Here is a 26,161-nt window from a genome sequence, read left to right as displayed (position 1 = left end):
CTATGAGAAACACTTTTGCACCGATGGAAGGCATAACAATTTATTGTTATAGGAATACCCATCATAAATACTTTGGCGAGGGGCTGGATTATTATTACACGCCCTTTTTATCAGTTTATAAGCATCATTCCATTAAAAAGCGCGATATGCGTGAAATACTTCCGGAAAACAATGCAGATAACGGGTTACGAATAATCCCGCAGATTATGGCCAATGATTCCGATGAAATCATATGGGCCTTAAATTACCTTCATGAGCGTGGATATGACGAAATAAATTTAAATATGGGATGTCCTGTCGGAACGGTAGTTAGTAAAAATAAGGGATCGGGCATGCTGTCGGATCCGGACAGGCTCTATGAGATATTTAGCAGAGTTTTTGAAGATAAAATAACAAACGAAATCAAATTTACGGCTAAAACACGCCTTGGATTAACAGATCCTCACGAGTTTGAAAACATACTTCCGGTCCTTAATAAGTTCCCTTTTGCAGCGGTTATTATTCACCCAAGGGTACGGACACAGATGTATAAAGGAACTCCGGATATGGAGATGTTTAAATGGGCATACGATAACAGTACTAATCCCGTGGGCTACAATGGGAATATTTTCGTGCCACAGGACTATGACAATATCATAAATAATTACCCTGATCTATATGAGATTATGATGGGAAGAGGTCTTGTTGCAAATCCTGCTCTTGCACGGGAGATAATTGGCGGTAAAGAGATGTCTCTGGACGAATTAAAGGGATTTATGACGGATCTTGAGAAAAATTATAAGATAGAGATTCCTGCAGACGAATCCATAATGCATAAAATGAAGGAGATATGGTTTTATGTAGGGAATCTTTTGGTAACAAAGGATGGAGCTGAATCAGAACCGCTGATTCATAAGATAAGGACCGCAAAAAATATAGCTGAATACAGAAATGCAGTCAGGAATGTGTACAGAGAATGCGTTATGAAGGGCCACGACAACAAAACATCATGATACTATGATGTCAAAACGGATATAGCTTATTCGGCCCCGGAGTCTTTCATAAGCATCTCATGGATGGCCTTAGCCAATACTTCATCGGGAGCGGCCTTAAGCTTTTTCGCTTTTTCACCCTCCTCAGGCTTGCTAGGAATATCCTGTAATTCAGTATCTTTTTGATTTTCAGCGCCCATAATCCCCCTCCAATTCAGATTATTTGCTATATAAATAATAATAACACTAATCTGTGAAATAGGACATAAATTCATCTAAATGCGAAAAACCGTATAAAAGCGTTGATTTAGATGATAGTTAGTGTTAGAATTGCTTTAGTTTCAAAAAACCTAAAAGGGGGAATAAAAATGAATAAAACAGAACTTGTAGAAGCTATTGCAAAGGAAACAGGCCTTTCCAAGAAGGATTCAGAGAAGGCTGTAAAGGCTTTCATCGATGTAGTTTCCAAAACACTTAAGAAGAAGGATAAGGTTCAGCTCGTTGGCTTTGGTACTTTCGAGACCACAAAGAGAGCAGCTAGAACTGGTAAGAACCCTCAGACTGGTGATACCATCAAGATTCCTGCTTCTATCGCTCCGAAGTTCAAGGCTGGTAAAGCCCTGAAGGATCTTGTAAACAAGAAGTAATTTAGATCATGAACTTAGACCCCGGAGTACTACGGTATTCCGGGGTTTTTCAATGTAAAAGAGGAAGTATTATGAAAAAAATTGTTAAATCTTTTGTAGTTACACTTGTAGTAGTATTGGCAATCGGTGCTATTTATCTTTATAGCAAGGATTCACTTTTTAAAAGTGAAAATGCAGACAGTACAGAGGAAGCAGCTGCTGAAAACACTGATGATTCCAAGAGTGGTGGAATAACGGGTGCTATAGAAGATGCAAAAAAGGAAGTAATCAAGAGTGTAGCCAAGACAGTTGTTGATAAGGCTGTAGAGCAGTATGCAGGCGAGTCCAGTTCAGAGGTTAAGGAGATGCTTGATTCTGTATCTGAGGAAGATAAGGATAAGGTTACTGATATTATTGTAGATAATATGTCAATTGAGGACATGTCAGATGTTCAGGAATACATCAGCAATAAGGATGTTGACGGACTTAAGGACTATGCGAAGGATAAGCTTACAGAGGAAGATTATTCCGAGCTTACTGATATTCTGGAGAAGTACTCAAACGAAGCTGCAGATAAATTGGATGGAGTTTCAAATTAAATTATGAAAAAAAGCGATATGACAGTCGAGGAAGCTTTAAAGATTAAGCTTCCCCTGAAGGAATGTCTTATCGGCGAACCGCATTTTTACAGAAAAGTGGCAATGGTAGTATTGCCAATGATCATACAGAATACATTATCTAACGTGGTGGGTCTGCTTGATAACATTATGGTAGGTCAGGTAGGAACACTGGCTATGTCAGCTGTCGCAATTGTCAATCAGCTGATGTTCGTTTTTATGTTATGTGTCTGGGGCGCGCTTGCGGGTGCCGGGATATTCGGAACACAATTTTTTGGAAAAAGAGATTATGATGGAGTGAGGATCACCATGCGTTTTAAACTGATAGTAGCGCTGGTGATTTCTGTTTCTGCAGTAATTATTTTCAGTATTGCAGGAAAAAGCCTCATTGAACTATATATAGCTGCGGATACACCTGCTAAGGAAGCAGAGGAGACGCTGAGACTTGCTAAGAATTATCTTGATATTATGCTGATTTCGCTGGTTCCCTTTGGACTGACTCAGGTTTATTCCGGAACAATACGAGAATCAGGAAAAACTACGCTGCCCATGGCTGCAAGTATGACCGCGATGGTAATTAACTTTGTGTTTAATTTCATCCTTATTTTCGGTCATTTCGGCTTTCCCAAGATGGGTGTGGCCGGAGCAGCAATTGCAACTGTTATTTCAAGATTCGTAGAAGTGGGAATAGTAGTAATACGAGGCCATTTATGTTCAGATGAATACCCGTTCCTGGTTGGTGTTTATAAGAATTTCCATGTACCGACTAATATGATATGGCCAATAATGTCCAAGAGCTTACCGCTTCTTGCCAATGAGTTTTTATGGAGTCTTGGCCAGGCAGTACTTCTGCAGAGCTACTCCATACGTGGAATAGAAGTAATAGCAGCAATGAATATTGCTAATACCATAGCGCAGATATTCAACGAAGTGTTTATATCTCTTGGTAACTCTACGTCGATAGTTGTAGGACAGGAGCTTGGTGCAGAGCATTTTGTGCAGGCAAGAGTATATGCATGGAGAATGGCTGCACTTAGCATAACAAGCTGCTTTGTGATGGGTGCGCTTCTGTATTCGGTATCACCTGTTATCCCTCAAATATACAATACAGAGCCTGAAATCAGGAATCTTGCTATGGAATTTATCAGAGTAGTAGCAGTGGTAATGCCGGTAAATGCCTTCGCAAATGTAGCATATTTTACGCTAAGATCCGGCGGAAAGACCCTTGTGACCTTCCTGTTTGACAGCTGCTTTACATGGGCTGTGAGCGTTCCTGTTTCAAGAATACTTGCAGGATATGTGATAATGCCTGTTGTGATGGTTTATTTCTGTGTATGCTCGCTTGAGCTTATAAAGAGTACAATAGGATTTATACTGGTGAAAAAGGGCGTCTGGGTTCGTAATATAGTTAACAGACAATAAAATAATAAAGATTTAATAAAAGGATACCTCACAAAGATTCATTGATGTGGTATCCTTTTTTTATACCGCAACGATAAAGTCTTTTGTTGGCAACCCTTAAATGGAGAGAGCTATGGATTCAGAAAAACCATCATGGATCCTTAATGAAAAGATTTTTTCAGAGGATCACATGTTTACACGTCTAATGGGATATGCGTTAGAGGAGAATCTTTCAGAGACATATCAGGCATTGTATTATGCCAGGGATAAGCATGAAGGACAGGAGAGGAAGAAGAATCCGATCACGCAGGATGATATTCCATACATAACACATCCTTTGATGATGGCGTGTCATGCGCATGCTATGGGAATAAAGGATGACCAGGTTCTGGCTACGATTTTACTGCATGATGTATGCGAGGATTGTGGTGTAAAACCGGAAAAATTGCCGTTTTCAGCGCCGGTAAAGCGTGCAGTGGCATTATTGACCAAGCCGGACGATTTTTCTGATACTGAGGAAGCAAGGAAGCGATATTTTGACGGTATTGCTACCAACAGCACAGCATCGATAGTAAAAGCTCTCGACAGATGCAACAATGTATGTCTGATGTCACTGGCTTTTTCCAAAGAAAAAATCATAGAATATGTTGAGGAGACTCAGGACTATGTATATCCGCTTCTGGAAAAGATGAAATATGATAATCCGGAATACAATGATGCGGTTTTCCTGATCAAATATCAGCTTAGAAGTGCAATAGAGACAATAAAGGCATTTATATTAAAAGAATAACATGTGTTACAAATGAAAACCCACAGACCGTCTGGCCTGTGGGTTTTTGGAGGTTTGAAAAATAGAAAGTATATTAGCCCATGATTGCTTCAACGTTGTATTCAGAAACTGAAGGATCGTGAGGTATAACGGTTCCTTCGATTTCCTTACCGTTTACTATGAGCTTTTTAATACCTTTTTCTGTTCCGTTTGTCTTTACAGAGATATTGTATGTTGCGCCTCTGTACTTTCTTGTGAGCTCGAAATCACCGAAATCAGCAGGAACGCAAGGATTTACTGATAAGCCCTTGTGTGTAGGATAGATTCCGAGGATATACTGTGAAATATTAACAAATGTCCAAGCTGCTGTACCTGTGAGCCAGCTGTTCTTACCCTGACCGTGGAACTTAGCATCTCTTCCTGCAACCATCTGTGAATATACATAAGGCTCTGTGCAGTGGATATCACTGATCTCCTCTACATAAGCAGGGCATGTCTTCTGATAGATCTCAAATGCTCTGTTGCCATGTCCGAGAACTGTCTCTGCGATGGAAACCCAAGGGTTATTGTGGCAGAAGATACCAGCATTTTCTTTGTATCCCGGAGGATATGAGCTAACCTCACCAAGCTCGAGGTGATACTCTGTATAAGCGGGCTGAAGGATCATTACACCATACTTTGTATCAAGGCGCTCTTTTACGCTCTTAAGAGCCTTCTCTGCGAGACCTTCCTTAACACCGATACCTGCAAGTACGCAGAAGCCCTGGGGCTCGATGTAGATCTGACCTTCCTTACACTCGTGTGAACCAACCTTGTTGGAGTGTGCATCATAAGCACGAACGAACCATTCGCCGTCCCAACCAGCTGTGCAAACAGCGTCATACATCTTCTTAACTTCAGCACGAGCTCTCTCAGCTTCAGCGTTGTCGCCCTTAAGCTCGCATAACTGAGCGTATTCTTCACCATATTTAACGAACATACCTGCGATAAATACTGACTCAGCAACAGGGCCTTCGCTGGGACCAAAGGTCTGGAAGGATTCACCGGGATGAGCTGAGAAGCAGTTGAGGTTCAGGCAGTCATTCCAGTCTGCACGTCCGATAAGAGGCAGATCATGAGGACCCTTGTGGTTAACGATGTAATCGAAGCTTCTCTTTAAGTGGTTCATAAGAGGTGTAGCAACGCTCATATCGTTATCAAAAGGTACAGACTCATCAAGGATTGACATATCACCTGTTTCTCTAATATATGCGCTGGTACCTGCGATCAGCCACAGCGGATCATCATTAAATCCTGAACCGATGTCTGAGTTACCCTTCTTTGTAAGGGGCTGGTACTGGTGGTATGCGCTACCATCCTGGAACTGAGTAGAAGCGATATCGATGATACGCTCTCTTGCTCTGTCGGGAATGAGATGAACGAAACCAAGAAGATCCTGACAAGAATCTCTAAAGCCCATTCCACGGCCGATTCCGGACTCATAGTAGGAAGCAGAACGTGACATGTTGAAGGTAACCATGCACTGATACTGGTTCCAGATATTAACCATACGGTCAACCTTTTCATTACCTGACTTGATGTGGTAGATGGAAAGGAGGTTATCCCAATAGCTGTTAAGCTCAGCAAGAGCCTTCTCAACATCAGCATCTGACTGATACTTTGCAAGGAGCTCATTAGCAGGCTTCTTATTGATAATTCCGTGTGATTCCCACTTCTGATCTTCAGGATTCTCAACATAGCCGAGAACGAAGTTGAAGGTCTTGGTCTCACCGGGAGAAAGTGTTACATCGATCTGGTGAGCTGCGATGGGTGACCAGCCGCTTGCTACAGAGTTTGTAAGCTTTCCTGCAAATACAGCGTCCGGATGATCAGGACCATTATATAAACCGAGGAATGCATCACGGCTTGTGTCGATGGCATCAACCTTAGTATTTACTGAATATACAGCGTAGTGGTTTCTTCTCTCACGATACTCTGTCTTATGGAAAATAGTAGAATCTACTATCTCAACTTCACCGGTACTTAAGTTACGCTGGAAGTTCTTCATATCGTCATCTGCGTTCCACAGACACCACTCAACATAAGAGAAAAGCTGAATCTTCTTCTCTGAAGAGCCGTTATTTGTAAGCTCTACATGAGATACTTCGCAGGTATCATTCATGGGAACGAAGGAAAGAACAGAAGCCTTAACACTGTTCTTCTCAGATGTAAACTTACTATATCCTAAACCATGACGGCACTCGTAGGAATCAAGCTCAGTCTTAACAGGCTGCCAGCCGGGATTCCAAACTGTCTCGCCATCCTTAATATAGAAGTATTTACCATTGTTATCATAAGGTACGTTGTTATAACGATATCTTGTAAGACGAAGAAGCTTTGCATCCTTATAAAAAGAATAGCCACCACATGTATTGGAAATAAGCGAAAAGAAATCCTTATTGCCAAGGTAGTTAATCCAGGGCAGGGGAGTCTTTGGTGTAGTGATGACATATTCACGATTCTTGTCATCGAAAAATCCGTATTTCATCGATATTCCTCCTAAAAAAATCTTAAACGATTAAGAATTGTTTGCTAAAGTGATTATATAGTGTAAACTCCTACATTTCAAGACATTTTTAAATGTAGCAGAGAAGCCTAAAAACGGGAAAATTTTCGCTGCGTTTAAGGAAATAAGCGGTGTTAACCGAAAATTTATGAAAAATATAAAATTAATTAAGTTTAAATTTGTAAATTAATCACAAAAAGATACAATATGCACAACAAAATCAAAATAATATATTGATTTCATGGAAAATGTGATGTATATTCAAGTTACGAAAACGTTTTAGGAAAATTAAGGGGGACAGATGTCAGCACGTAAAAGAGTTTCATTGAAAGATATTGCAGCCGCGTGCAAGGTATCTGTCGCAACAGTTTCAAAAGCATTAAATGACCAGGCCGACATCGGCCAGGAAACAAAAGATCTTGTTCGCGAAACAGCAGAGGCAATGGGATATTTTCCCAATTTTGCAGCTAAAGCGTTAAAAACTAATCGTACATATAATATAGGACTTTTGTTCATGGATGACTCACAGAGCGGATTGACACATAACTATTTCGCCAGAGTGATCGAAAGCTTCAAAAAGAAGATTGAGGAGAAAGGTTACGACCTTACCTTTATAAGTAATAACAGAAGTTCTCAGGGGTATATGTCATATCTTGCACATGCGAGATACAGAAACTTCGATGGCGTGGCAATAGCCTGCGTTGACTTCTACAAGCCTGAAGTTGAGGAGCTTGTAAGAGGAAACATACCAGTTGTTACCATTGACCATGTGTTCAATGACAGATCCGCTATTATATCGGATAACGTCATGGGCATTAAGGATCTGCTTACATATATCTATGGAATGGGACATAGGAAAATCGCCTATATCCATGGTTCGGATTCAGCAGTTACTCAGAGCCGTATAAAGAGCTTTTACAAAACCGCGATGGACTTTGGCCTGGAGATTCCGGATGAGTATGTACTTGAGGTTGAATATCGCGACACTGTAGGTGCTCAGAGGGCAACAGAGAAACTTTTGGAATTAAGTGACAGACCAACTTGCATATTATATCCCGATGATTTTGCCACCTTTGGAGGCATAAATGCTATTAAACAGAAGGGATTAAGAATACCAGATGATATTTCAATTGCCGGATATGACGGAATTGATATAGCAATGAAGTACAGTCCACAATTTACAACAATTGTTCAGGATACAGATCTTATTGGTAGGAAAGCAGCTGAGAAGCTTATTGATTCCATAGAGAATCCACGAACGACTCTCAGTGAACAGGTTATTGTTCCTGGTCACCTCAATGAGGGCGAAACAGTCAAAAGACTTATTTCATAACGGTTTAAGACAGCAGAAGCTGTTTTAAATATACAACTAATCATTTTTCATTATTAAATGAAACGGGAGGTACAATTTCATGAAAAGAAAGTTACTTGGTGTATTACTTTCAACAACAATGGTAGCTGGCATGATCGCTGGTTGTGGCGGAAACAATGCTGCACCTGCAACAGAAGCACCTGCTGAGGAAACAGCAACAGAAGATGCTGCAGAGGCACCTGCTGAAGAGACAGCAACAGAGGATGCTGCAGAGGCACCTGCTGAGACAACAGAAGAGGCAACAGAGGATGCTGCTGAGTCAACTGAGGAAGCTACAGCAGAGGTTGCAGCTGACGAGGGTAAGGTTCTTAACATCTATGCTTGGAACGAAGAGTTCAAGTCAAGACTTACAGACCACTATAAGGGATATGAAGAGGTTGACGCTACTCACGGTAAGATCGGTGATGTTGATGTAGTTTGGAACATCACTCCCAGTGAGAACAATGCTTATCAGAACAACCTTGATGAGACACTTCTTAAGCAGGATAGCGCAGCTGCAGATGACAAGATTGATCTTTTCCTTGTTGAGGCTGACTACGCTCTTAAATATGTAGATACAGATTACACAATGCCTATGGCTGATCTTGGCATCACAGATGCTGACCTTGCTGATCAGTATTCTTACACACAGGCAATTGTTACAGATAGCAACGGTAAGCTTAAGGGCTCATCATGGCAGGCTTGCTCAGCAGGTCTTATCTACAACCGTGATGCTGCTAAGGATGTTCTTGGAACAGACGATCCTGATGAAGTACAGGCTGCTGTAGCAGATTGGGATAAGTATGTAGAGACAGCTAAGGCTGCTGAGGAAAAAGGCTACACAATGTGTTCTGTAAACGACACATATCGTACATATTCAAACAACGTATCCGGTAAGTGGGTACAGGATGGCAAGCTTACTATCGATGATAACCTTATGAACTGGATCAACGATTCTAAGGAACTTGTAGACGCTAAGGCTGAGAACACATATGACCTTTGGGGCGATGACTGGGCAAAGGGTAAGACTCCCGATGGAAAGATCTTCTGCTACTTTGGACCCGCTTGGTTCTTCAACTTCTGCCTTGACGCTGATCAGGACGGCACAATCGCTAACAACGGTGGTTGGGGATACTGTGTAGGACCGCAGTCATACTACTGGGGCGGCACATGGATCTGCGCAGCAACAGGTACAGACAACGCTGGTCTTGTTAAGGATATCATCCTTACAATGACAACTGACAAGGACGTTCTTAAAGAGATCGCACAGAAGGATGCTGACTGTGTAAACAGCAAGTCAGTTCTTGCAGAGCTCGCTTCTGATGATTCAGGTAACCTTGCACTTCTTGGTGGACAGAACCCGTACAAGCAGCTTGCAGAAGGTGCTGAGAAGGTTGATCTTTCAAACCTTTCCGCATACGATCAGGGATGTAACGAAGAGTTCCAGAAGGCTGCAAAGAACTACTTCGAAGGCAATGCTACTCTTGACGAGGCACTTGATATGTTCAAGAAGGCTGTAGTTGAGAAGTATCCTGAGGTTACAGCTGACTGATTTAATAACTAAAAAATATAGGCTAAAGCCTGTAGGTTAGATTATTAGGGGAATTTAAGCAGGGCGCATGGAATTATCCACTGCGCCCTGTATAATGAAAAATTTTAACTATTTAAAGACTAAACACCCAATTTTTTGGAAAAGATAGAAAGAGGATGCTTATGAAAAAAAAGAGTAAAGTAGTAAGCTACAATAAGTGGGGATACATTTTTCTTATACCTTTTGTTGTTGTTTACCTTGTTTTCCAGATGATACCGCTTGTATCAACAATCTATAATTCATTTTTTGAAAATTACCGTTCAGGTCTTACACAGGTTGGACCTAACTTCGTAGGATTACAGAACTACTTAACAATTATCACAAACGGCGATCTGCCGACTTACACAGTCAATACACTCATTATGTGGGTTATGGGCTTTGTACCTCAGATCATTCTTTCACTTCTTCTTGGTGCATGGTTCACAGATCCTTCACTGAGACTTAAGGCACAGGGATTTTTCAAAACAGTTATTTATATGCCTAACCTTATCATGGCATCAGCATTCTCAATGCTGTTCTTCACACTGTTTGCAAACACTGGCCCGATCAACTCACTTCTTTTACAGCTTGGAGTAATTAAAGAAGCATATCAGTTCATGTCACACGTATGGTCAGTTCGTTCACTTGTAGCATTCATGAACTGTGTTATGTGGTTTGGAAATACGACGATTCTTCTGATGGCAGGAATGATGGGTATCGACCCTTCACTCTTCGAGGCAGCTCAGGTTGACGGAGCTACAGCTACTCAGATTTTCTATAAAATTACATTACCGCTGCTCAAGCCTATTCTTATCTTTGTTATGATTACATCACTTATCGGTGGACTTCAGATGTTCGATGTTCCTCAGATTCTTACAAACGGAACCGGAGATCCGATGCGTTCATCAATGACACTGATCATGTATCTGAATAAGCATCTGTTCAGCAAGAACTATGGTCTTGGTGGCGCGCTTTCAGTATTCATGTTCATCATAACAGGTATACTCAGCCTTATAGTATTTAAGTTTACAGCTTCACCTGAAAAGAAATAAGACTGATACAGATTAACAACATCTGTTATCGTTAGTATAAGAAAGGATTATAATATGTCAGCATCTACAACAGCAGTAATGGCGAATACAAGCTTAATGGCAGGACAGAAGGAAAATGGTGCTTCTGTCCGTGTCAGAAGAATAATTGCATATATCGTGCTGGGCCTTGTAACTTTCCTCTGCCTGTTCTGGTTTTATGTTCTTTTTATCAATGCAACCAGATCTCATCAGGAGCTTAGTGGAGGATTTACAGCGATACCCAGTACTCATCTTATTGAAAACTGGACTAACCTTAAAAATGGTACATTACCTATATTTAATGGTATTTTTAACTCACTTTTGATTGCAGTTGTTACTGCAGTACTTTCAACATATTTCTCAACTATGACAGCTTATGCAATCCATGCATACGACTTCAAGTTTAAGAAATTTATGTTCACCTTCATTCTTATGGTCATGATGATTCCTGCACAGGTTACTGCGCTTGGTTTCCTTCAATTGATCGGCAAGATGGGACTTGATGATTCATTTATCCCGCTTACAATTCCTGCAATTGCAGCACCTTCTGTATTCTTCTATATGAAGCAGTACATGGATTCAACACTTCCTCTTTCACTTATCGAGGCAGCAAGAATTGATGGATCAGGTGAGTTCAGAACCTTTAACAGCATTGTAGTACCGCTTATGAAACCCGCTATCGCTGTTCAGGCTATCTTCACATTTGTAAGCAGCTGGAATAACTACTTCACACCTGCACTTGTACTTCACACAGATACAAAGAAGACACTTCCTATTCTGATCGCACAGCTTCGTGCAGCAGACTGGTTGAAGTTCGATATGGGACAGGTTTATGTAATGATCGCATTCTCAATCTTCCCTGTAATTGTTGTATATCTTCTCCTTTCAAGATACATCGTTGGTGGTGTTACACTTGGTGGTGTAAAGGGTTGATATAGTATAGGTTATACTTACTCTTTTTAAATAAGCGTTAGTAAGAGAATACCCGCGGCATTCCCCAATGCCGCGGGTTTTTTATTTAAAATACGATTCCGACCCACTAAATGCGGGCCGGAATTTTTATTAGTGTATAAACTCAAAGCTCTTAAGGGAGCAGCTTCCGCTTCCTACGAAGGTGAGATAAAGGGCATTTACGCCTGATATCGGAGCAAAGCTGCAGGTACCCTCTGTCCAGATGTTCTGAGAATTAACATCAATTTCTCCGAGAACCTCGCCGTCCCACTTGGTCTTAACCTGAACCTTACCGTTGAAATATCCTCTGGTTTTGATCTTAAGACCACTGACAGCCTTCATATCGAAGTATTTATAGCCTGCTGTTGAGTTATTTCCAAGCTGTCTGATATATCCGATCTCACGATCACCATCACCGCCATCCTGAACAACTCTGGGGCCTTCCTTACCTACATATATCTCATGTGCCTCTGTAAACAGGTTACAAGCGATGTATGAAGGATATTCACCTATATCTGTTAAAGGACCGTTATTTAGGCCACAAGAGGTGATTTCAGCCTGTATTATGCTTCCGTCAGGTCTGAATTCAAGCTTCTCTGCACAGCCCTGTCTGCTATACCAGGTGTTATTTGTATGTCTGTGATAGAAGATATACCAGGAATCGCCTATCTGAACCATACTTCCGTGGTTATTTGCGCCGCAGGCCATGGACATTGAAGCATCTTTATAGGAATCAATGTGAAGGTCACAGTTACTTACGATAACTCCGCCATAGGAGAAGGGACCTTCCGGGCTGTCGGAGGTAGCATAGCAGAGCTCATGCATAACCTCTGAGGAGTAGATAAAGAAGTATTTTCCGTCCTTTTTGCGGATGGAAGGAGCTTCAAAGAAGGCATGTCCTTCATATTCTGTGCCCTTGCTGTAGCAGCTGCCGGGAGCAACGATCACAGGAGCCTTTTCAACTGTGAGCATATCGGGACCAAGCACAGTCAGCATAGCGCCGTGTCTTGAGGTATCGCCCTGTCCGCAGAAGCCCGTGAACAGATAAGTCTTATCGCCTTCTGTGAGAACACCGGGATCAAACTGAGGCTCATCACCCTCTTTTTCACCAAGCTTTGTTCCGTCCGGATAGTGAACGTATCCAAGGAACTCGTATCTTCCTGCAGGAGTATCGCATACTGCAACGGAAACGATTGATATTTTATCGAGTACATAATAAAGATAATATCTGCCATCCGGACCTACTGTGACGTCAGGTGCATAGAGGCACATATGACCATCCTTGTTAAGCGGATCTGCTGTCTTGGGATAAATAACGCCCTCATAATGCCAGTCTCCAAGACTGTTTAAAGGAGCGGACCAGCATACATAGTCGCCAAGGCAGAAGGTTTCGCCGTTGTAAAGGTCGTGTGAACCGTATACATAAACTCTGTCACCGAATACATAGGGCTCTCCGTCCGGAATGTATTCCCAGGAAGGGAGATAGGGGTTAAGAGCCTGCTTTTTACCTGTGATTCCAAGTCTTATGCCGCCTTCCTTCTGAGGAACAGCGCCTCTACCGTCAAATACCATCTCGGCGCGGTTTTTGTCTGTATAGGGTTCCCAAACGGGAAGATCTTCGCCGTCCCAGCCTTTTCCGTTAGGATCGCCTGTTTTAATGAAGTTGGCGAACATATCGCACATCTGCCTTGCAAGCTTGAAATGGCGGCCTTCCATAGGTCTCCAGCACTTACCAAGTGTCTCAAAGAAGAACCAGAGGTCAACTGAATGGAAGGTTCCGGGTGTATCCTCGCCCGGGATATCGGGATCGAATCTATAATAGTAGTGGTTCTGATTTCTGCCGTTCTTTTCAGCGTCAAGAAAAACAGTCTTAACTGAGGATTCAACGCTGCTTTCACCATCAATCTGGAATTCATCGGAAGTATTTCCCGAGATAACAGGAACAGGTGCATTTCGTCCTTCAAGGAATTTGACTGCAGGATCCTCCTTGCAGAATACACCATCCTGGAAGGGGAACATTCTGCGATGATTCTGGGCAAATTCACCATATTTCTCTCTAAGTGTAAATACATCAATGCTTCTTGCTTCTTCAAGAGATTTTACACCGATAAATTCAAAGAATTCCTCGCCAAGCTTCTCAGCCTCAGTTAAATTCAGGGGTCTAAAAATATCTTCTGTCATTTTTGGATTGTGGATCATACCGCTTATAACAACAGCACCCTTGATCTTATCAAAGTTATCATCGCATGCAAGCTGATGCATTGTGCTGCCGCCACCTGCGGACTGTCCTGAAATAGTGATCTGGTCGGGATTTCCGCCAAATGCTGCTATATTTCTGTAAACCCATTCAAGACCGGCCTTCTGGTCAAGGAGACCGAAGTTTCCGGGTGCCTGGGGTGCTTCCTTGGTAATTTCTGGATGTGCTAAGAAGCCCAGGTGATTTAAGCGGTAATTTACGCTTACAACGACGATTCCGCGTCTTGCGAGCTTTTCACCGTCAAATTCCATCTCTGCTGTGTAGCCCCACTGGAATCCGCCACCAAAGTACCATACAAGTACGGGAAGCTTCTCGTCGGTCTTCTTTGCAGGTGTCCATACATTGAGGTAGAGGCAGTCCTCATCCATGGGAATCTCAGGATCTACGTGCCATTCCTTGCAGTAAATATCGGTTCCGAGACCGGGAGTATCCTGCACGGAAATAGGTCCAAATTCATAGGCTTCTAACACGCCGTCCCAGTTTTCACAGGGCTGGGGTGCACGCCATCTGTTTTTGCCTACAGGCGGAGCTGCAAAGGGAATACCTTTATATACGGTAATTCTCGGGTCTGAGCCGGGAAGGCCTCTGACCTCGCCGTTCTCTACTTTTGTCTGTCTTAACATACCTTGTATCCTCCATATAGAAAAAGTTTCTTAATATACCTAATCTCTACTCTGATTTTAGCTACATAGGTTTTTGAAGGTCTATGCGAATCTTGCTATTTAGCTTCTAAAGATTGCTATGTACTACGCAATTAATGCAAAAAAATCAGCAATTACTTTGTGGAAAGATGTTCCCTATAACAATAAAATTACATTAAATTGGGATAAACATAGGGCTTTGCGTCATTCGCAAGATTCGGGAGGTAATAATGCAAGTTTTAGAAGTAAGTACAATGGAAGAAATGTTTAAGGGCGTAAAGCTCAGCCCTGCTTATAAAAAGTATTCAGATCACAATCCTGTAATGACACAGAGATATGGTGCAGACCCATATGTTCTTGTATATGATGGCAGGGTTTATCTTTATATGACCGGTGATGATCCGATGTATGACGAGAATGGTGAGCTTAAGGAGAATACCTACGGAAATATCAATAAGATCAACGTAGTATCCTCAGCAGATCTCGTTAACTGGACAGATCACGGAACAATCTACGCTGCATCAGAAACAGGCGCTGCAAAGTGGGGAGCTAATTCATGGGCTCCGGCTGCAGCTTATAAGAATATTGATGGAAAGGACAAGTTTTTCCTCTATTTTGCCAATAATGGTAACGGAATAGCTGTTTTGACAGCTGACAGCCCGGTAGGGCCTTTCACAGATCCTATTAACGGACCTCTTATTTCAAGAGAGACTCCTAACTGCGCTGAGGTTACATGGCTTTTCGATCCGGCAGTTCTTATGGATGATGATGGAAGTGCATACCTGTATGTTGGTGGCGGCGTTCCCTGCCCGGAAAAGGCTTCAAATCCCGGCACAGCCAGAGTTGTAAAGCTTGGAGCGGACATGATAAGCCTTGATGGCGATCCGCAGCCTATAGAGAATGTTGCTTATCTGTTTGAGGATTCAGGCATCAATAAGATGGGCGGAAAGTATTACTATTCATATTGCTCAAACTTCAGCATGACTCCTGAAGCAGAGAAAGAGCGAGGATTTGAGCAGGGCGAAATAATAACACTTGTTTCAGATTCGCCCATGGGACCTTTTAAGCACTATAAGCCTGTACTTAAGAATCCTGAGTTCTTCTTTGGTCTAGGCGGTAACAATCATCACTGCATGTTTGAGTTCAAAAATCAGTGGTACATCACATACCATTCCAGAATTCTTGAGGAAGCTAAGGGCAAGCTCGGCGGATATAGAAGCACTAATATAGATGTTCTGCAGATAGAGGACAATGCGCCTTCTGTTTCAAAGGGAACAAAAGCAGGCGTAAAGCAGCTATCATACCTGAATCCCTATGAAGAGGTTAAGGCTGTAACAATGTCCAACTGCTCAGGAATTGATACTGTTCAGTATGGCGATACAGCTGAGGAGTGCGGATCCGGTGATATGATCGTGACCGGAATAGAGGATGGAAGCTGGCTTAGCGTTACAGGCGCAGATTTCGGTAACGGCGGAGCCTTCGAGGTCAGCCTCGAATATAAGGGCAGAGGTACCGGAGCAGTGAGAGTCAGCCTTGATTCACCTGAGGGACCGGTTCTTGCATACGTTCCGGTTGAAGATACAGATGGCGAGGTTGAGAATACCTTCGTCTCACTTGAGATGAATCCTGACGGAGTGCATGATCTTTTCTTCACCTTTGTAGGAAAAGATTACGATATGATTTCTTGGAGATTTATAAAATGATTAAAGAAAAAGTTTCTATGGGGACAATTAATCCGATAATTCCATCGGATTATCCGGATCCAGACGTGATCCGTGTGGGGGATGTGTACTATCTTGCTTCAACAACCATGCATTTTTTTCCGGGATGTGAGATCTTAAGGTCTTACGATCTTCTCCATTGGGAGCATGCTGCCTATGTGTATGATAAACTCGATAGCACAGAGGGACAATGTCTTACCGATGGGGTAGGCATTTACGGAAAAGGTATGTGGGCGCCGTGTCTTAGATACCATAACAACTGCTTTTATTTGATGTTTGTGGCTAATGACACACAAAAAACGTATTTATATAAAGCCGATTCAATTACAGGACCTTGGAAAAAACAGTATATTGAGGGCTTTTATCATGATGGCAGCATTCTGTTCGATGAGGACAGGGTATTTGTTGCCTTTGGCAATACCGAGATTAAGCTTGTGGAGCTGGACAGCGACCTGAAGGGTCCTAAGGAGGGCGGACTTCAGAGAACGCTTGTGAAGGACGTGGGCAATAAACGTCTTGGCTATGAGGGTTGCCATTTTTACAAGATAAATGATAAGTACTATCTGTTCCTTATTCATTCTTTGCCGGACAGATGGATGCGAACACAGAACTATTTCGTTGCTTCTTCTTTGGAAGGTGAATTCCATGGCGGCGAGATTTTCTGTGATGATATGGGATATTTCGGACAGGGCGTTGCTCAGGGCGGTATTGTGGATACACCCGACGGGCACTGGTTTACCATGCTCTTCCAGGACAGAGGCGGAGTTGGAAGAACACCATTTTTACTTCCGCTTAGATGGAAGGGAGCTATTCCTTATATAGATGAGAATGGGAAGCTTCCTGCAGAGATTGAAATCTGCAATACGAATCCGGATCATGAGTATATTCCTCTTGCTGGAAGTGATGATTTCAGCGAGGGAGCTAAGATTTCAGACGTAGCAGAAGGCAGAAAAACCGATAATGCCGAGTTTGACAGCTTCGGAATGAGGAGTTTCTGGCAGTTCAATCATCAGCCGGAGGTATCTCTTGTTAAGCAGGACACTAAAAAGAAGAGATTGCTCATTAAAACAGACAGACTTTGCGATAAGTTCGATCAGGTCATAAACACGCTAACCCAGCGTATGACGCTTCCTAGAAGCAGAGCGAGTGTTATTGTAAACGTTGAAGATCTGAAGGTTGGTGATAGAGCAGGCCTTGGGATTTTATTTGAAGAGTACTGTTATCTGGCTATTGAGAAGACTGTTGATGGGAATGACCTTATTCTTATTTCCAATGAAGAGGGAAAAGAGGTTGAGAAATTCAGACAGTCGCTTGGAAATGAGAAGGCATATGCGTTAAGATTTGATGCGAATACATTTGCGCCTGTAGGAAATGCAACAGTATTCTACAGGAAGCTTTCTGAAAAGGAGTTCAATCCGGTTCCGTTTTCAAAGAGTTTAAAATTTACACTGGCTCATTTTGTTGGCTGCCGTTTTGCATTGTTTATGTTTAGTACGAAGGAATCCGGTGGCGAAGCAGCATTTTCTGAATTTAAATATGAAATTTATTAAAGCTTCGTATGCAACTACACAAGTAAGAAATCGAATTAATATTTTTACCTGAATTTTTAACACCGTTTTGGCAATCGCCGAGACGGTGTTTTTTATTTCCGCAACGATACATTTTACGTTTTAATGACTAAAAAACGTCATAGGAAGAGAAACACGTGTTATCGAATTGAAAAAGCCCGGAAAACACCAGGTTTTCCGGGCTTGTGATATTTTAAATGATTCTTGTAGCTACTGCATCCTCTTCTGATACAGCTCCATCAGCGGAACCTTCCTTGCCATGTCTGAACAGAGCTCGATATTCACCCGGGGTGCAGCCCTTCTTCGTCTTGAAGGTACGGTTGAAGGTTGAAATACTTGAAAAGCCTGCCTGCAGGGCTACGTCTGTTATTGACAGTTCGTGCTGTGAGAGCAGGATCTCGGAAGCCTTGATTCGGCGGCCGATCAAATAATCATAGAAGGTACAGTTCATATATTCCTTGAACAGTCTTGTGAAGTGGAACTTGGAGAAACCACTGAAGTCCGCAACTTCATCAAGTGTAAGATCCTCAGTATAGTGCTCGTCGATGTACTCAAGAACGCCGTTAAGTCTTGTGAAGTAGTCTCTGCGCTTGTTAGGGCTGCTCTCTGTAAATAGATGGATCTGGTTGAGCTGACATCTGGTGAGCAGAGTAAACGCCTGCAGAAGGTTGGCATATATTGAGAACTCGTAGAACTCAGTATTCTGGAAATATTCATTCCAAATCTGTGTAAAGAGGTCGTAAATCTCGCTGTAAACAGGTGCATAGGTCTCAGGAGTGATGTGAATGCAGCTATTTTTAACAAAGAGCATACCTGTATAATCTTTTACCTGTGAAAAGAAATCTACATTAAAGAGACAGATAAAACGTGCGCCGTTCTCAGGAGCATGCAGGTGATGCATCTTTCTGGGAGATATCATGAGGATCTCTCCGGGAAGCACATGATGAGGCTCGTTATCTATATCAACATCATAATAATTCTCAATAGGAATAATTACTTCCATAGCATCATGCCAATGGGGCAGATAATCGCTGGTCTGCACATTGTACCATATGCGGACAGAAGCATCCTTAGGGAAGATACTGTTCTCCTTCTCTGCAACCATAACTCTGTTACGGAAGTCAGTATTCTGCTGATAAAAATTCAGATTAAGGTTCTCTCTCTTGTTCTTCATGACATCCTCTTAAAATCTCAAAATCTGATAAACAGATATTTGCATTACCTATGCAATAATTGCGAAACGCAATCTTATATTTCCGTACTTTAGCATATATTGCGGGGAATAGTAAATAGAAAACGCCCTATTTTAGCAACTTTGTGAAATGCATACAAGAAATTGCTCAAATTTTCGTACCGTAAAGAGCAATAATTGAGAAGCATTTAGCAATAAAATGGAAGATTAATGTAGGGAATAGTGATTCTCAAATTTTGCGATTATGAATGAATTATGTATCATTTATAAAGTAATTATAAACAAAACTTGATAGCAGAAATACTGCGTTGTACAATATTCACAAATGGAGAGTGGATTTTTTGGAAAGTATATAGCAATAAGCGCGTATGGAAAAGCAAAATGTGATAAGCACAATATGCCGTAAACGTCTATGCTTTAGTAACAGCACAGCTTTAAAGACTTTTAGCAAATTTTGAGAAGTAGAAAGGAATATTTCATGAAGAAATATGATCTTATAAAGCGCCGGAAGATTGGCGCGGCGGTATTGCTGGCAACAGCAGCAATAATCGGCGCAGGATGCGGACAATCTTCAACAGGTGGTACTACTGAAACAAATATAGCGGATGAAAATACCGCAACATCTGAAGAGTCAGATAAAAAAGATGAATCTTTGGAAGAATTTGCTGAAAATGCCTCAAATATGGAAGAAGGCACGACAGAAGATGCAGATAATATAGAAGGCTCTGCAGAAACAGATAATAAAGAAGAAACTGAAGAGGCAGACACTGCCGATACAGAGGAAACTGATACAGAAAGCGAGGAAGACACCATTCCTGCACTAAAAGACAGCGTAGAAAAAACAATGGGTTGCAGATTTGGTTGTGCGATCACCGGACAGGAACCCTGGGACATTGAAAACTGGAATATAGTAACAAAGCATTTCAATTGCGTAACGCTTGGAAATGAATTAAAACCGGATTCACTTTTCGGATACAGCAATGCAAAGTGTCCGGGGACTGAAGAAGTAGAGCTTAACGGCGAGACAATAACAGTTCCGGTTCTGAGTTTTAAGAATCCGGAAAAGATCCTGGATAAAATCCTCAAATGGAATGAGACTCATCCGGATCAGTCATTACAGGTCAGAGGACATGTACTTCTGTGGCATTCACAGACACCTGAGTGGTTCTTCCATGAAGACTACGATAAGGAAAAGCCTTATGTAACTGCTGAGGTGATGGATAAGCGCCAGGAATGGTACATAAAGTCAGTACTTGAGCATTTTGTAGGTGAGGATAGCAAGTACAAGGATCTCTTCTATGGATGGGATGTTGTAAACGAAGCAATATCTGATTCAACAGGAACCTACAGAACAGATACTGAGAGACCTGACGAAGACCTTTCACAGGACACCCACGGAGGCAACTCAAGCTGGTGGCACGTATATCAGGATGAAAGCTTCATTATAAATGCATTTAAATATGCAAATAAATATGCACCTGAAAGCCTTGAGCTTTATTACAACGACTATAACGAGTGTGATACTAAAAAGCGAGGCGGAATCATAAAGCTTCTCGAAGCAGTAAAAGCTGAGGAGGGGGCTCCCGGAGAAGGAACCAGACTTACAGCGATGGGAATGCAGGGACACTACAGTGTAAGCGGTCCTTCAAGCACAGAGTTCGAGAATGCGATCAAGGCCTATGGTGAGGTCGCCCAGAACATACAGATTACAGAGTGGGATTTATCAGCAAGTGATCAGTATGACAGCTCGGATCCTGAATCTGTGGATGCTGAATATGAGAAGATGAGAAAACAGTACAATCTTCTATATTATGCACTTAAGTCAGCACAGAACTCCGGCGCAGCCAAGGTTACCGGAATGACCTTCTGGGGAACGATAGATAAGTATTCATGGCTTCAGTTCCGATCCAATGTGGGCGGCGGTAACAAAACGGGACAGTCACAGTGCCCGCTTCTATTTGACAGTAAATATGAACCCAAACCGTGTTTCTGGGTATTTGCAGAAACAGATGCGGAATAAAAGATTTTGGTGGATAACATGAAAAAGACTTCCAGAACATTATTAATAGTAGTTGGTGTGGTAGCAGCCATCGCAGTGATATGTGTGCTGTTATCCATGAGAGGGATAGAAACCTTCCATGATAAATACGAAGGTACAGATCTTACAAAAGATGTCGAGGGTATGGAGCGAACAGGTACTTATACCAATTACCTGAACGGACATGCTGATACAGACAGACCAAGCGAGTCAATCGACGTAGACGTTTTAAATGTCGAGAGCGAGGGAGAGGTTCACGAAGAGGGCAATCCTGAGGGAGATGTAGAAAAAGCTCTTTACACAGGAACAGGTTCTAAGGTGACTTGGAAAGTCAATGTTCCTAAAGCAGGAATGTATTATCTCTATATGAAGTACTATCTTCCCGAGTCAAGAGGTGTTGCAGCTGAGAGATCAGTTTTCATAAATGGTGAAGCTCCTTTCGAAGATGCAAAGAACATCACATTCACAAGAATCTGGGCAGATGGCGGAGATGTTAAGGTCGACAATCAGGGTAATGAGATAAGACCTACACAGAAAGAGGTATTTGACTGGCAGACAGCTTACTTCAGAGATGACATGGGATTCATCACAGATCCCTACCAGTTCTACTTCGAACAGGGTGAGAACATCCTTACATTTGAAGCTGAGAACGAGCCGATGCTTATCGCAGAGCTTCAGGTAAAGGCAATTGAGAAGGCTAAGACCTATGAAGAGTATTCTGCAGAGGTTGCCGGAAAAGAAGGCTCAGATGCAGCTAAGACTTACATTCAGACAATCCAGGGTGAAAATTCAACATTAAGATCAGAATCTTCACTTTATGCAAAATATGACAGATCTTCACCAACAACTGTTCCTAACAGTGTTACACACACAGTTCTGAACTACGTAGGAGGAGATACCTGGAGAAGTTCAGGACAGTGGATTGAGTGGGATATGGAAGTTCCCGAAGATGGTCTTTATAACATAATGATCAAGGGACGCCAGAACTACTCACGAGGCGTTGTATCAAGTAGAAAGGTTCTTATCGACGGAGAGGTTCCTTTTGATGAACTTAATGAAGTATCCTTCCCGTTTGAAAACGATTGGAACTGCCTTGAACTTGCAGATGAAAACGGAACACCCTACAACATATATCTGACAAAGGGTACACACACATTAAGACTTGAAGCTACTCTTGGTGGTGTTGGTCATATCCTTCAGGAACTTGAGGATTCAACCTTCAGACTTAATCAGATATACAGAAGAATCCTGGTTTACACAGGTGTTAACCCGGATATCTACAGAGATTATCACATTGATAAAACCTATCCTGAGATCATGGAAGCTATGGATCTTGAATCAAAACGTCTTTACAGGATAGTTGATGAAATGACAGAGTTTACCGGTCAGAAAGCAGATCAGATTGCTTCTGCACAGACAGTAGCTCAGCAGCTTGAGAGATTTGTTGAAAAGCCTCAGAAAATAACAACTGAGTTCGTATCCTTCAAGGATAACATCACAGCTCTTGGTACAGCATCACTTAACATGAGTGATACAAAGCTTGATGTAGACTACCTGGTAGTAAGCGGAACAGGTGTTACACCTAAGAAGGATAAGGCTAACTTCTTTAGTAAAGCCGGACATGAGGTCGCATCTTTCGTTGCATCATTCTTCGTGGACTATAACTCAGTCGGTGACGTATATGATGCAAATGGTTCAGATAAGGTAGTAAAGGTTTGGATCCTTACAGGTCGTGACCAGGGTACAATCCTTAAGTCAATGGTAGATGATTCCTTCACACCTGAGACCGGAGTTAAGGTTAACGTAGAAATCGTTGCTCCTGATGCACTTCTTAATGCAGTACTTGCAGGAAGAGGACCGAACGTAGTTCTTTCCGTAGGTGCAGATCAGCCTGTAAACTACGCGCTCCGTGGTGCAGCTGAGGATATTACTCAGTTCGATGGCTGGCAGGATGTAATGGCTCACTATTCAGAGAGTTCATACGAGCAGTACCGTCTCGACGGACACATTTACGGTGTTCCTGAGACACAGACCTTCAACGTTATGTTCTATAGAAAGGACGTACTTGAAGAGCTTGGACTTGAGCCTCCTAAGACATGGCAGGAACTTATAGAGATGATGCCCACAATTCAGGGTCACAACCTCTCAGTTGGTATTCCTACCGCAGCAGGTAACAGTTCAACAGCAACAGCTTCAACATCAATCATGTCGAACGCTCCTGACCTTTCAATGTACTTCTCACTTCTCTATCAGAACGGTGGAGATATGTACAACGAGGCAGGCACCAAGACAACGGTTAATACCGAGGCAGGTGTTAAGGCATTCGATGAGTATGTAAGATACTTTAATGACTATGGTCTTCCTGTAATTTATGACTTCGTCAGCAGATTCAGATCCGGTGAGATGCCGATAGGTGTAGCTCCTTATTCAACCTATAACACACTTATGGTATCAGCGCCTGAGATCAGAGGCCTCTGGGATTTCACACTGATTCCCGGAACAGAGCAGGCAGACGGAACAATAGATTGTTCAGACTTCATCACAGGTAGTGCAACCATGATGATCAGAGAAGAGGATGAAGAGCTTCGCAATAAGTCATGGGAATTCATGAAGTGGTGGGCAGAGCCTGATACACAGGTAAGATTTGGTAGAGAGATCGAGGCACTCCTTGGTTCATCTGCAAGATATGCTACAGCGAACAGAGATGCATTCAGAAATCTCTCCTGGAGCACAAATGATATAGAAGTACTTGATAAGCAGTGGGATCAGACCGTTGGAATCAGAGAGGTTCCCGGCGGATACTTCACCGGACGACACATTGCAAACGCAATTCGAAAGGTTATAAACGACAAAGTTGATTCCCGTGAAGCGATAATTGACTACTCGATCTTCATTGATGAAGAGATCATTAAGAAGAGGAAAGAGTTTGGAATGCCACTGGAATAACAAATGGCATGAGCACAATATCCCGAGAAATTTAGGAGAGAAAGAATGAAAGAGTATCTTCAAAAATATATCACCTTGCGAAAGCACGAAGCAAAGGTGGCATATAAAAAGGCTAAAAATCGAAAAATGTGCTATCTCTTTCTGGCACCCTACGCGATTTTGTTCACAATGTTTTATGTTTTTCCGGTTTTGGCATCCATATACTTTAGTTTTACATATTACAACGTATTGGAAGCACCGCGATTTATTGGACTGCAGAATTACATCAGCCTGATTCTGCAGGACGATATCTTCCTAATCGGTGTGAAGAACACTTTATTGATTGCTGTGATTACCGGACCCCTTGGCTATATAATGTCCTTCCTTTTTGCCTGGCTGATAAATGAATTGCCGAGATGGGTACGAAGTATAGCGGTCATGGTGTTTTACGCACCGTCAATCGCGGGAAACTGTTTCGTAATCTTCGCCGTACTGTTCAGAGGTGATGCTTACGGACATGTAAATGCTCTTTTAATGAAATGGGGAATAATTGATACACCGATCCTCTGGCTCGTAAATCCTCAGTATATGCTTCCTATCTGTATGCTGGTTATCCTCTGGATGAGCTTGGGATCAGGATTCCTTTCATTCGTAGCTGGTCTTCAGGGTGTAGACAGATCCCAGTTCGAAGCCGGTTACATGGATGGCGTAAAGAACCGCTGGCAGGAGCTTTGGTTCATAACACTTCCCAACATGAAGCCTATGCTTATGTTCGGTGCGGTTATGTCAATCACACAGGCATTTAACGTAGCTGATGTAACAATGCAGCTCTGCGGATTCCCCAGTACGGATTACGCAGCAAGAACAATCGTAGCGCATCTTATCGACTACGGTTCACAGAGATATGAAATGGGATATGCATGTGCAATCGCAACTATCCTGTTCCTGATGATGATCTTATGTAATAAAGCAATTCAAAGTCTCTTGAGGAGAGTGGGAACCTGACATGAGTAAAGATAATAACAAGAAGAAAATTGAAAAAGCGGAGAAGGAACAGGTTTACCGTAAGAAACTGATCAAAAAGAGGAAGCCTAACAGATCCATATGGGGTGACTTTTTCCTCTACTTGTTCCTGATTCTGGTAGCTGTGATCATGGCATTCCCGATCGTATACGCGGTGAGCAGTGCCTTGAAGCCTTTGGATGAACTGTTTAAGTTCCCTCCGACGATTTTCCCTAAACATCCGACACTTGATAACTTCTCGGATCTGTTTGTAACAATGGGTAAATCCTGGGTAACTTTCTCAAGATACCTGTTCAATACAGTATTTATCACATTTGTAGGAACTTTTGGACATCTGATTATTTCCTCCATGGCGGCATTCGTACTTGCTAAGTATGAGTTCCCCGGAAATCAGACATTCTTCAAAATCGTTACTGTAGCAATGATGTTCACCGGATATGTAACAGCTATCCCGAACTACATCATATTAAACAAGCTGGGATGGATCGATACCCACTGGGCAATCATAGTACCTGCTTTCGCAGCACCGATGGGACTCTTCCTTATGAAGCAGTTCATGGAAGGTCTTCCGACATCACTTATTGAAGCTGCTAAGATTGATGGTGCTAATGAGTGGAAGGTATTCGCAGGAATCGTAATGCCGAACGTTAAGCCCGCATGGATGACACTTATCATCTTCTCGGTGCAGAGACTCTGGAACGACAGAGCAGCAACCTTTATCTACTCAGAGGAGAAGAAGACTCTGGTATTTGCCCTTCAGCAGATTCAGAGTGGTGGTATCGCAAGAACAGGTCAGGGTGCAGCCGTACTGGTTGTAGTAATGATCGTTCCGATTATCATCTTTGTATTCTCACAGAGCCAGATCCTCGAGACAATGGCTAGTTCAGGTCTTAAGGATTGATGAAATACATTACCATACCACATT

At 42.3% G+C, this 26,161-nt stretch carries 19 protein-coding genes; 15 read left to right on the top strand and 4 right to left on the bottom strand.

Annotation, left to right across the window (positions count from 1 at the left end; all coding sequences use genetic code 11):
- Positions 1–2: 2 nt before the first annotated feature.
- The gene (locus G587_RS0112540; protein WP_026492536.1) at positions 3–992 is read left to right on the top strand and encodes a tRNA dihydrouridine synthase; all 990 of its coding nucleotides are present in this window, start codon (positions 3–5) and stop codon (positions 990–992) included.
- A 26-nt stretch (positions 993–1,018) separates the two neighbouring features.
- On the opposite strand, the gene G587_RS25510 is transcribed toward G587_RS0112540, so the two are convergent.
- Positions 1,019–1,171: a hypothetical protein gene (locus tag G587_RS25510; RefSeq protein ID WP_155829535.1), complete on the bottom strand. Its 153-nt coding sequence runs from the start codon at positions 1,169–1,171 to the stop codon at positions 1,019–1,021.
- Between the two features lie 168 nt (positions 1,172–1,339).
- On the opposite strand from G587_RS25510, the gene G587_RS0112530 reads away from it, so the two are divergent.
- From G587_RS0112530 to G587_RS0112515, 4 genes are all read left to right on the top strand, one after another.
- Positions 1,340–1,618, top strand: coding sequence for an HU family DNA-binding protein (locus tag G587_RS0112530; RefSeq protein WP_026492535.1), 279 nt, complete (start codon positions 1,340–1,342; stop codon positions 1,616–1,618).
- 71 nt (positions 1,619–1,689) lie between these two features.
- Positions 1,690–2,196 carry a hypothetical protein gene (locus tag G587_RS0112525; protein WP_026492534.1) on the top strand — a complete coding sequence of 169 codons (507 nt, stop codon included), beginning with the start codon at positions 1,690–1,692 and terminating at the stop codon, positions 2,194–2,196.
- 3 nt (positions 2,197–2,199) lie between these two features.
- Complete coding sequence (locus G587_RS0112520; protein WP_051201010.1) at positions 2,200–3,636, top strand: MATE family efflux transporter; 1,437 nt, start codon at positions 2,200–2,202, stop codon at positions 3,634–3,636.
- A 112-nt stretch (positions 3,637–3,748) separates the two neighbouring features.
- Positions 3,749–4,405, top strand: coding sequence for a bifunctional (p)ppGpp synthetase/guanosine-3',5'-bis(diphosphate) 3'-pyrophosphohydrolase (locus tag G587_RS0112515; protein WP_026492532.1), 657 nt, complete (start codon positions 3,749–3,751; stop codon positions 4,403–4,405).
- A 73-nt stretch (positions 4,406–4,478) separates the two neighbouring features.
- Here G587_RS0112515 and G587_RS0112510 read toward each other — a convergent pair whose 3' ends face one another.
- Positions 4,479–6,911, bottom strand: a complete 2,433-nt coding sequence (locus tag G587_RS0112510; RefSeq protein ID WP_026492531.1) for a GH36-type glycosyl hydrolase domain-containing protein — start codon at positions 6,909–6,911, stop codon at positions 4,479–4,481.
- Positions 6,912–7,230: 319 nt separating this feature from the next.
- Between G587_RS0112510 and G587_RS0112505 the strand changes: the two genes are divergently transcribed.
- The 4 genes from G587_RS0112505 (at position 7,231) to G587_RS0112490 (ending at position 11,853) form a co-directional block, all read left to right on the top strand.
- A complete protein-coding gene (locus G587_RS0112505) occupies positions 7,231–8,262 on the top strand; it encodes a LacI family DNA-binding transcriptional regulator (protein ID WP_035786597.1) in 1,032 nt (343 codons plus the stop codon).
- 79 nt (positions 8,263–8,341) lie between these two features.
- On the top strand, positions 8,342–9,832 hold the full coding sequence (locus G587_RS0112500) for an ABC transporter substrate-binding protein (RefSeq protein ID WP_026492529.1): 1,491 nt from the start codon (positions 8,342–8,344) through the stop codon (positions 9,830–9,832).
- Positions 9,833–9,993: 161 nt separating this feature from the next.
- Positions 9,994–10,902 (top strand): carbohydrate ABC transporter permease, encoded by a 909-nt coding sequence (locus tag G587_RS0112495; protein ID WP_026492528.1) that lies wholly within the window; start codon positions 9,994–9,996, stop codon positions 10,900–10,902.
- A 96-nt stretch (positions 10,903–10,998) separates the two neighbouring features.
- Positions 10,999–11,853 carry a carbohydrate ABC transporter permease gene (locus tag G587_RS0112490; protein ID WP_026492527.1) on the top strand — a complete coding sequence of 285 codons (855 nt, stop codon included), beginning with the start codon at positions 10,999–11,001 and terminating at the stop codon, positions 11,851–11,853.
- Positions 11,854–11,982: 129 nt separating this feature from the next.
- Here the strand turns inward: G587_RS0112490 and G587_RS26645 are convergent, their stop codons facing one another.
- Positions 11,983–14,751 (bottom strand): carboxylesterase family protein, encoded by a 2,769-nt coding sequence (locus G587_RS26645; RefSeq protein WP_330364472.1) that lies wholly within the window; start codon positions 14,749–14,751, stop codon positions 11,983–11,985.
- A gap of 248 nt (positions 14,752–14,999) precedes the next feature.
- On the opposite strand from G587_RS26645, the gene G587_RS0112480 reads away from it, so the two are divergent.
- On the top strand, positions 15,000–16,472 hold the full coding sequence (locus G587_RS0112480; RefSeq protein ID WP_081673346.1) for a glycoside hydrolase family 43 protein: 1,473 nt from the start codon (positions 15,000–15,002) through the stop codon (positions 16,470–16,472).
- Positions 16,469–18,040 (top strand): glycoside hydrolase family 43 protein, encoded by a 1,572-nt coding sequence (locus tag G587_RS0112475; RefSeq protein WP_051201009.1) that lies wholly within the window; start codon positions 16,469–16,471, stop codon positions 18,038–18,040. Before G587_RS0112480 ends, G587_RS0112475 begins: the two co-directional genes overlap by 4 nt.
- A gap of 211 nt (positions 18,041–18,251) precedes the next feature.
- On the opposite strand, the gene G587_RS22645 is transcribed toward G587_RS0112475, so the two are convergent.
- Positions 18,252–19,232 (bottom strand): helix-turn-helix transcriptional regulator, encoded by a 981-nt coding sequence (locus tag G587_RS22645; protein ID WP_081673345.1) that lies wholly within the window; start codon positions 19,230–19,232, stop codon positions 18,252–18,254.
- 496 nt (positions 19,233–19,728) lie between these two features.
- Between G587_RS22645 and G587_RS24530 the strand changes: the two genes are divergently transcribed.
- Genes G587_RS24530 through G587_RS0112450 form a run of 4 tightly spaced genes read left to right on the top strand, consistent with a single transcriptional unit; the run spans position 19,729 to position 26,137 of the window.
- Positions 19,729–21,270: an endo-1,4-beta-xylanase gene (locus G587_RS24530; RefSeq protein WP_026492523.1), complete on the top strand. Its 1,542-nt coding sequence runs from the start codon at positions 19,729–19,731 to the stop codon at positions 21,268–21,270.
- A gap of 18 nt (positions 21,271–21,288) precedes the next feature.
- Positions 21,289–24,234 (top strand): extracellular solute-binding protein, encoded by a 2,946-nt coding sequence (locus G587_RS0112460; protein ID WP_026492522.1) that lies wholly within the window; start codon positions 21,289–21,291, stop codon positions 24,232–24,234.
- Between the two features lie 45 nt (positions 24,235–24,279).
- Positions 24,280–25,218 (top strand): carbohydrate ABC transporter permease, encoded by a 939-nt coding sequence (locus G587_RS0112455; RefSeq protein WP_026492521.1) that lies wholly within the window; start codon positions 24,280–24,282, stop codon positions 25,216–25,218.
- A gap of 1 nt (position 25,219) precedes the next feature.
- Positions 25,220–26,137 (top strand): carbohydrate ABC transporter permease, encoded by a 918-nt coding sequence (locus G587_RS0112450; RefSeq protein ID WP_081673344.1) that lies wholly within the window; start codon positions 25,220–25,222, stop codon positions 26,135–26,137.
- Positions 26,138–26,161 lie beyond the last annotated feature (24 nt).

This window comes from Butyrivibrio sp. XPD2002 (genome assembly GCF_000423945.1).
GTDB lineage: Bacteria > Bacillota > Clostridia > Lachnospirales > Lachnospiraceae > Butyrivibrio.
The sequence above is the reverse complement of the archived record's forward strand: the minus strand, read 5'-3'. Positions and strand labels throughout refer to the sequence as shown.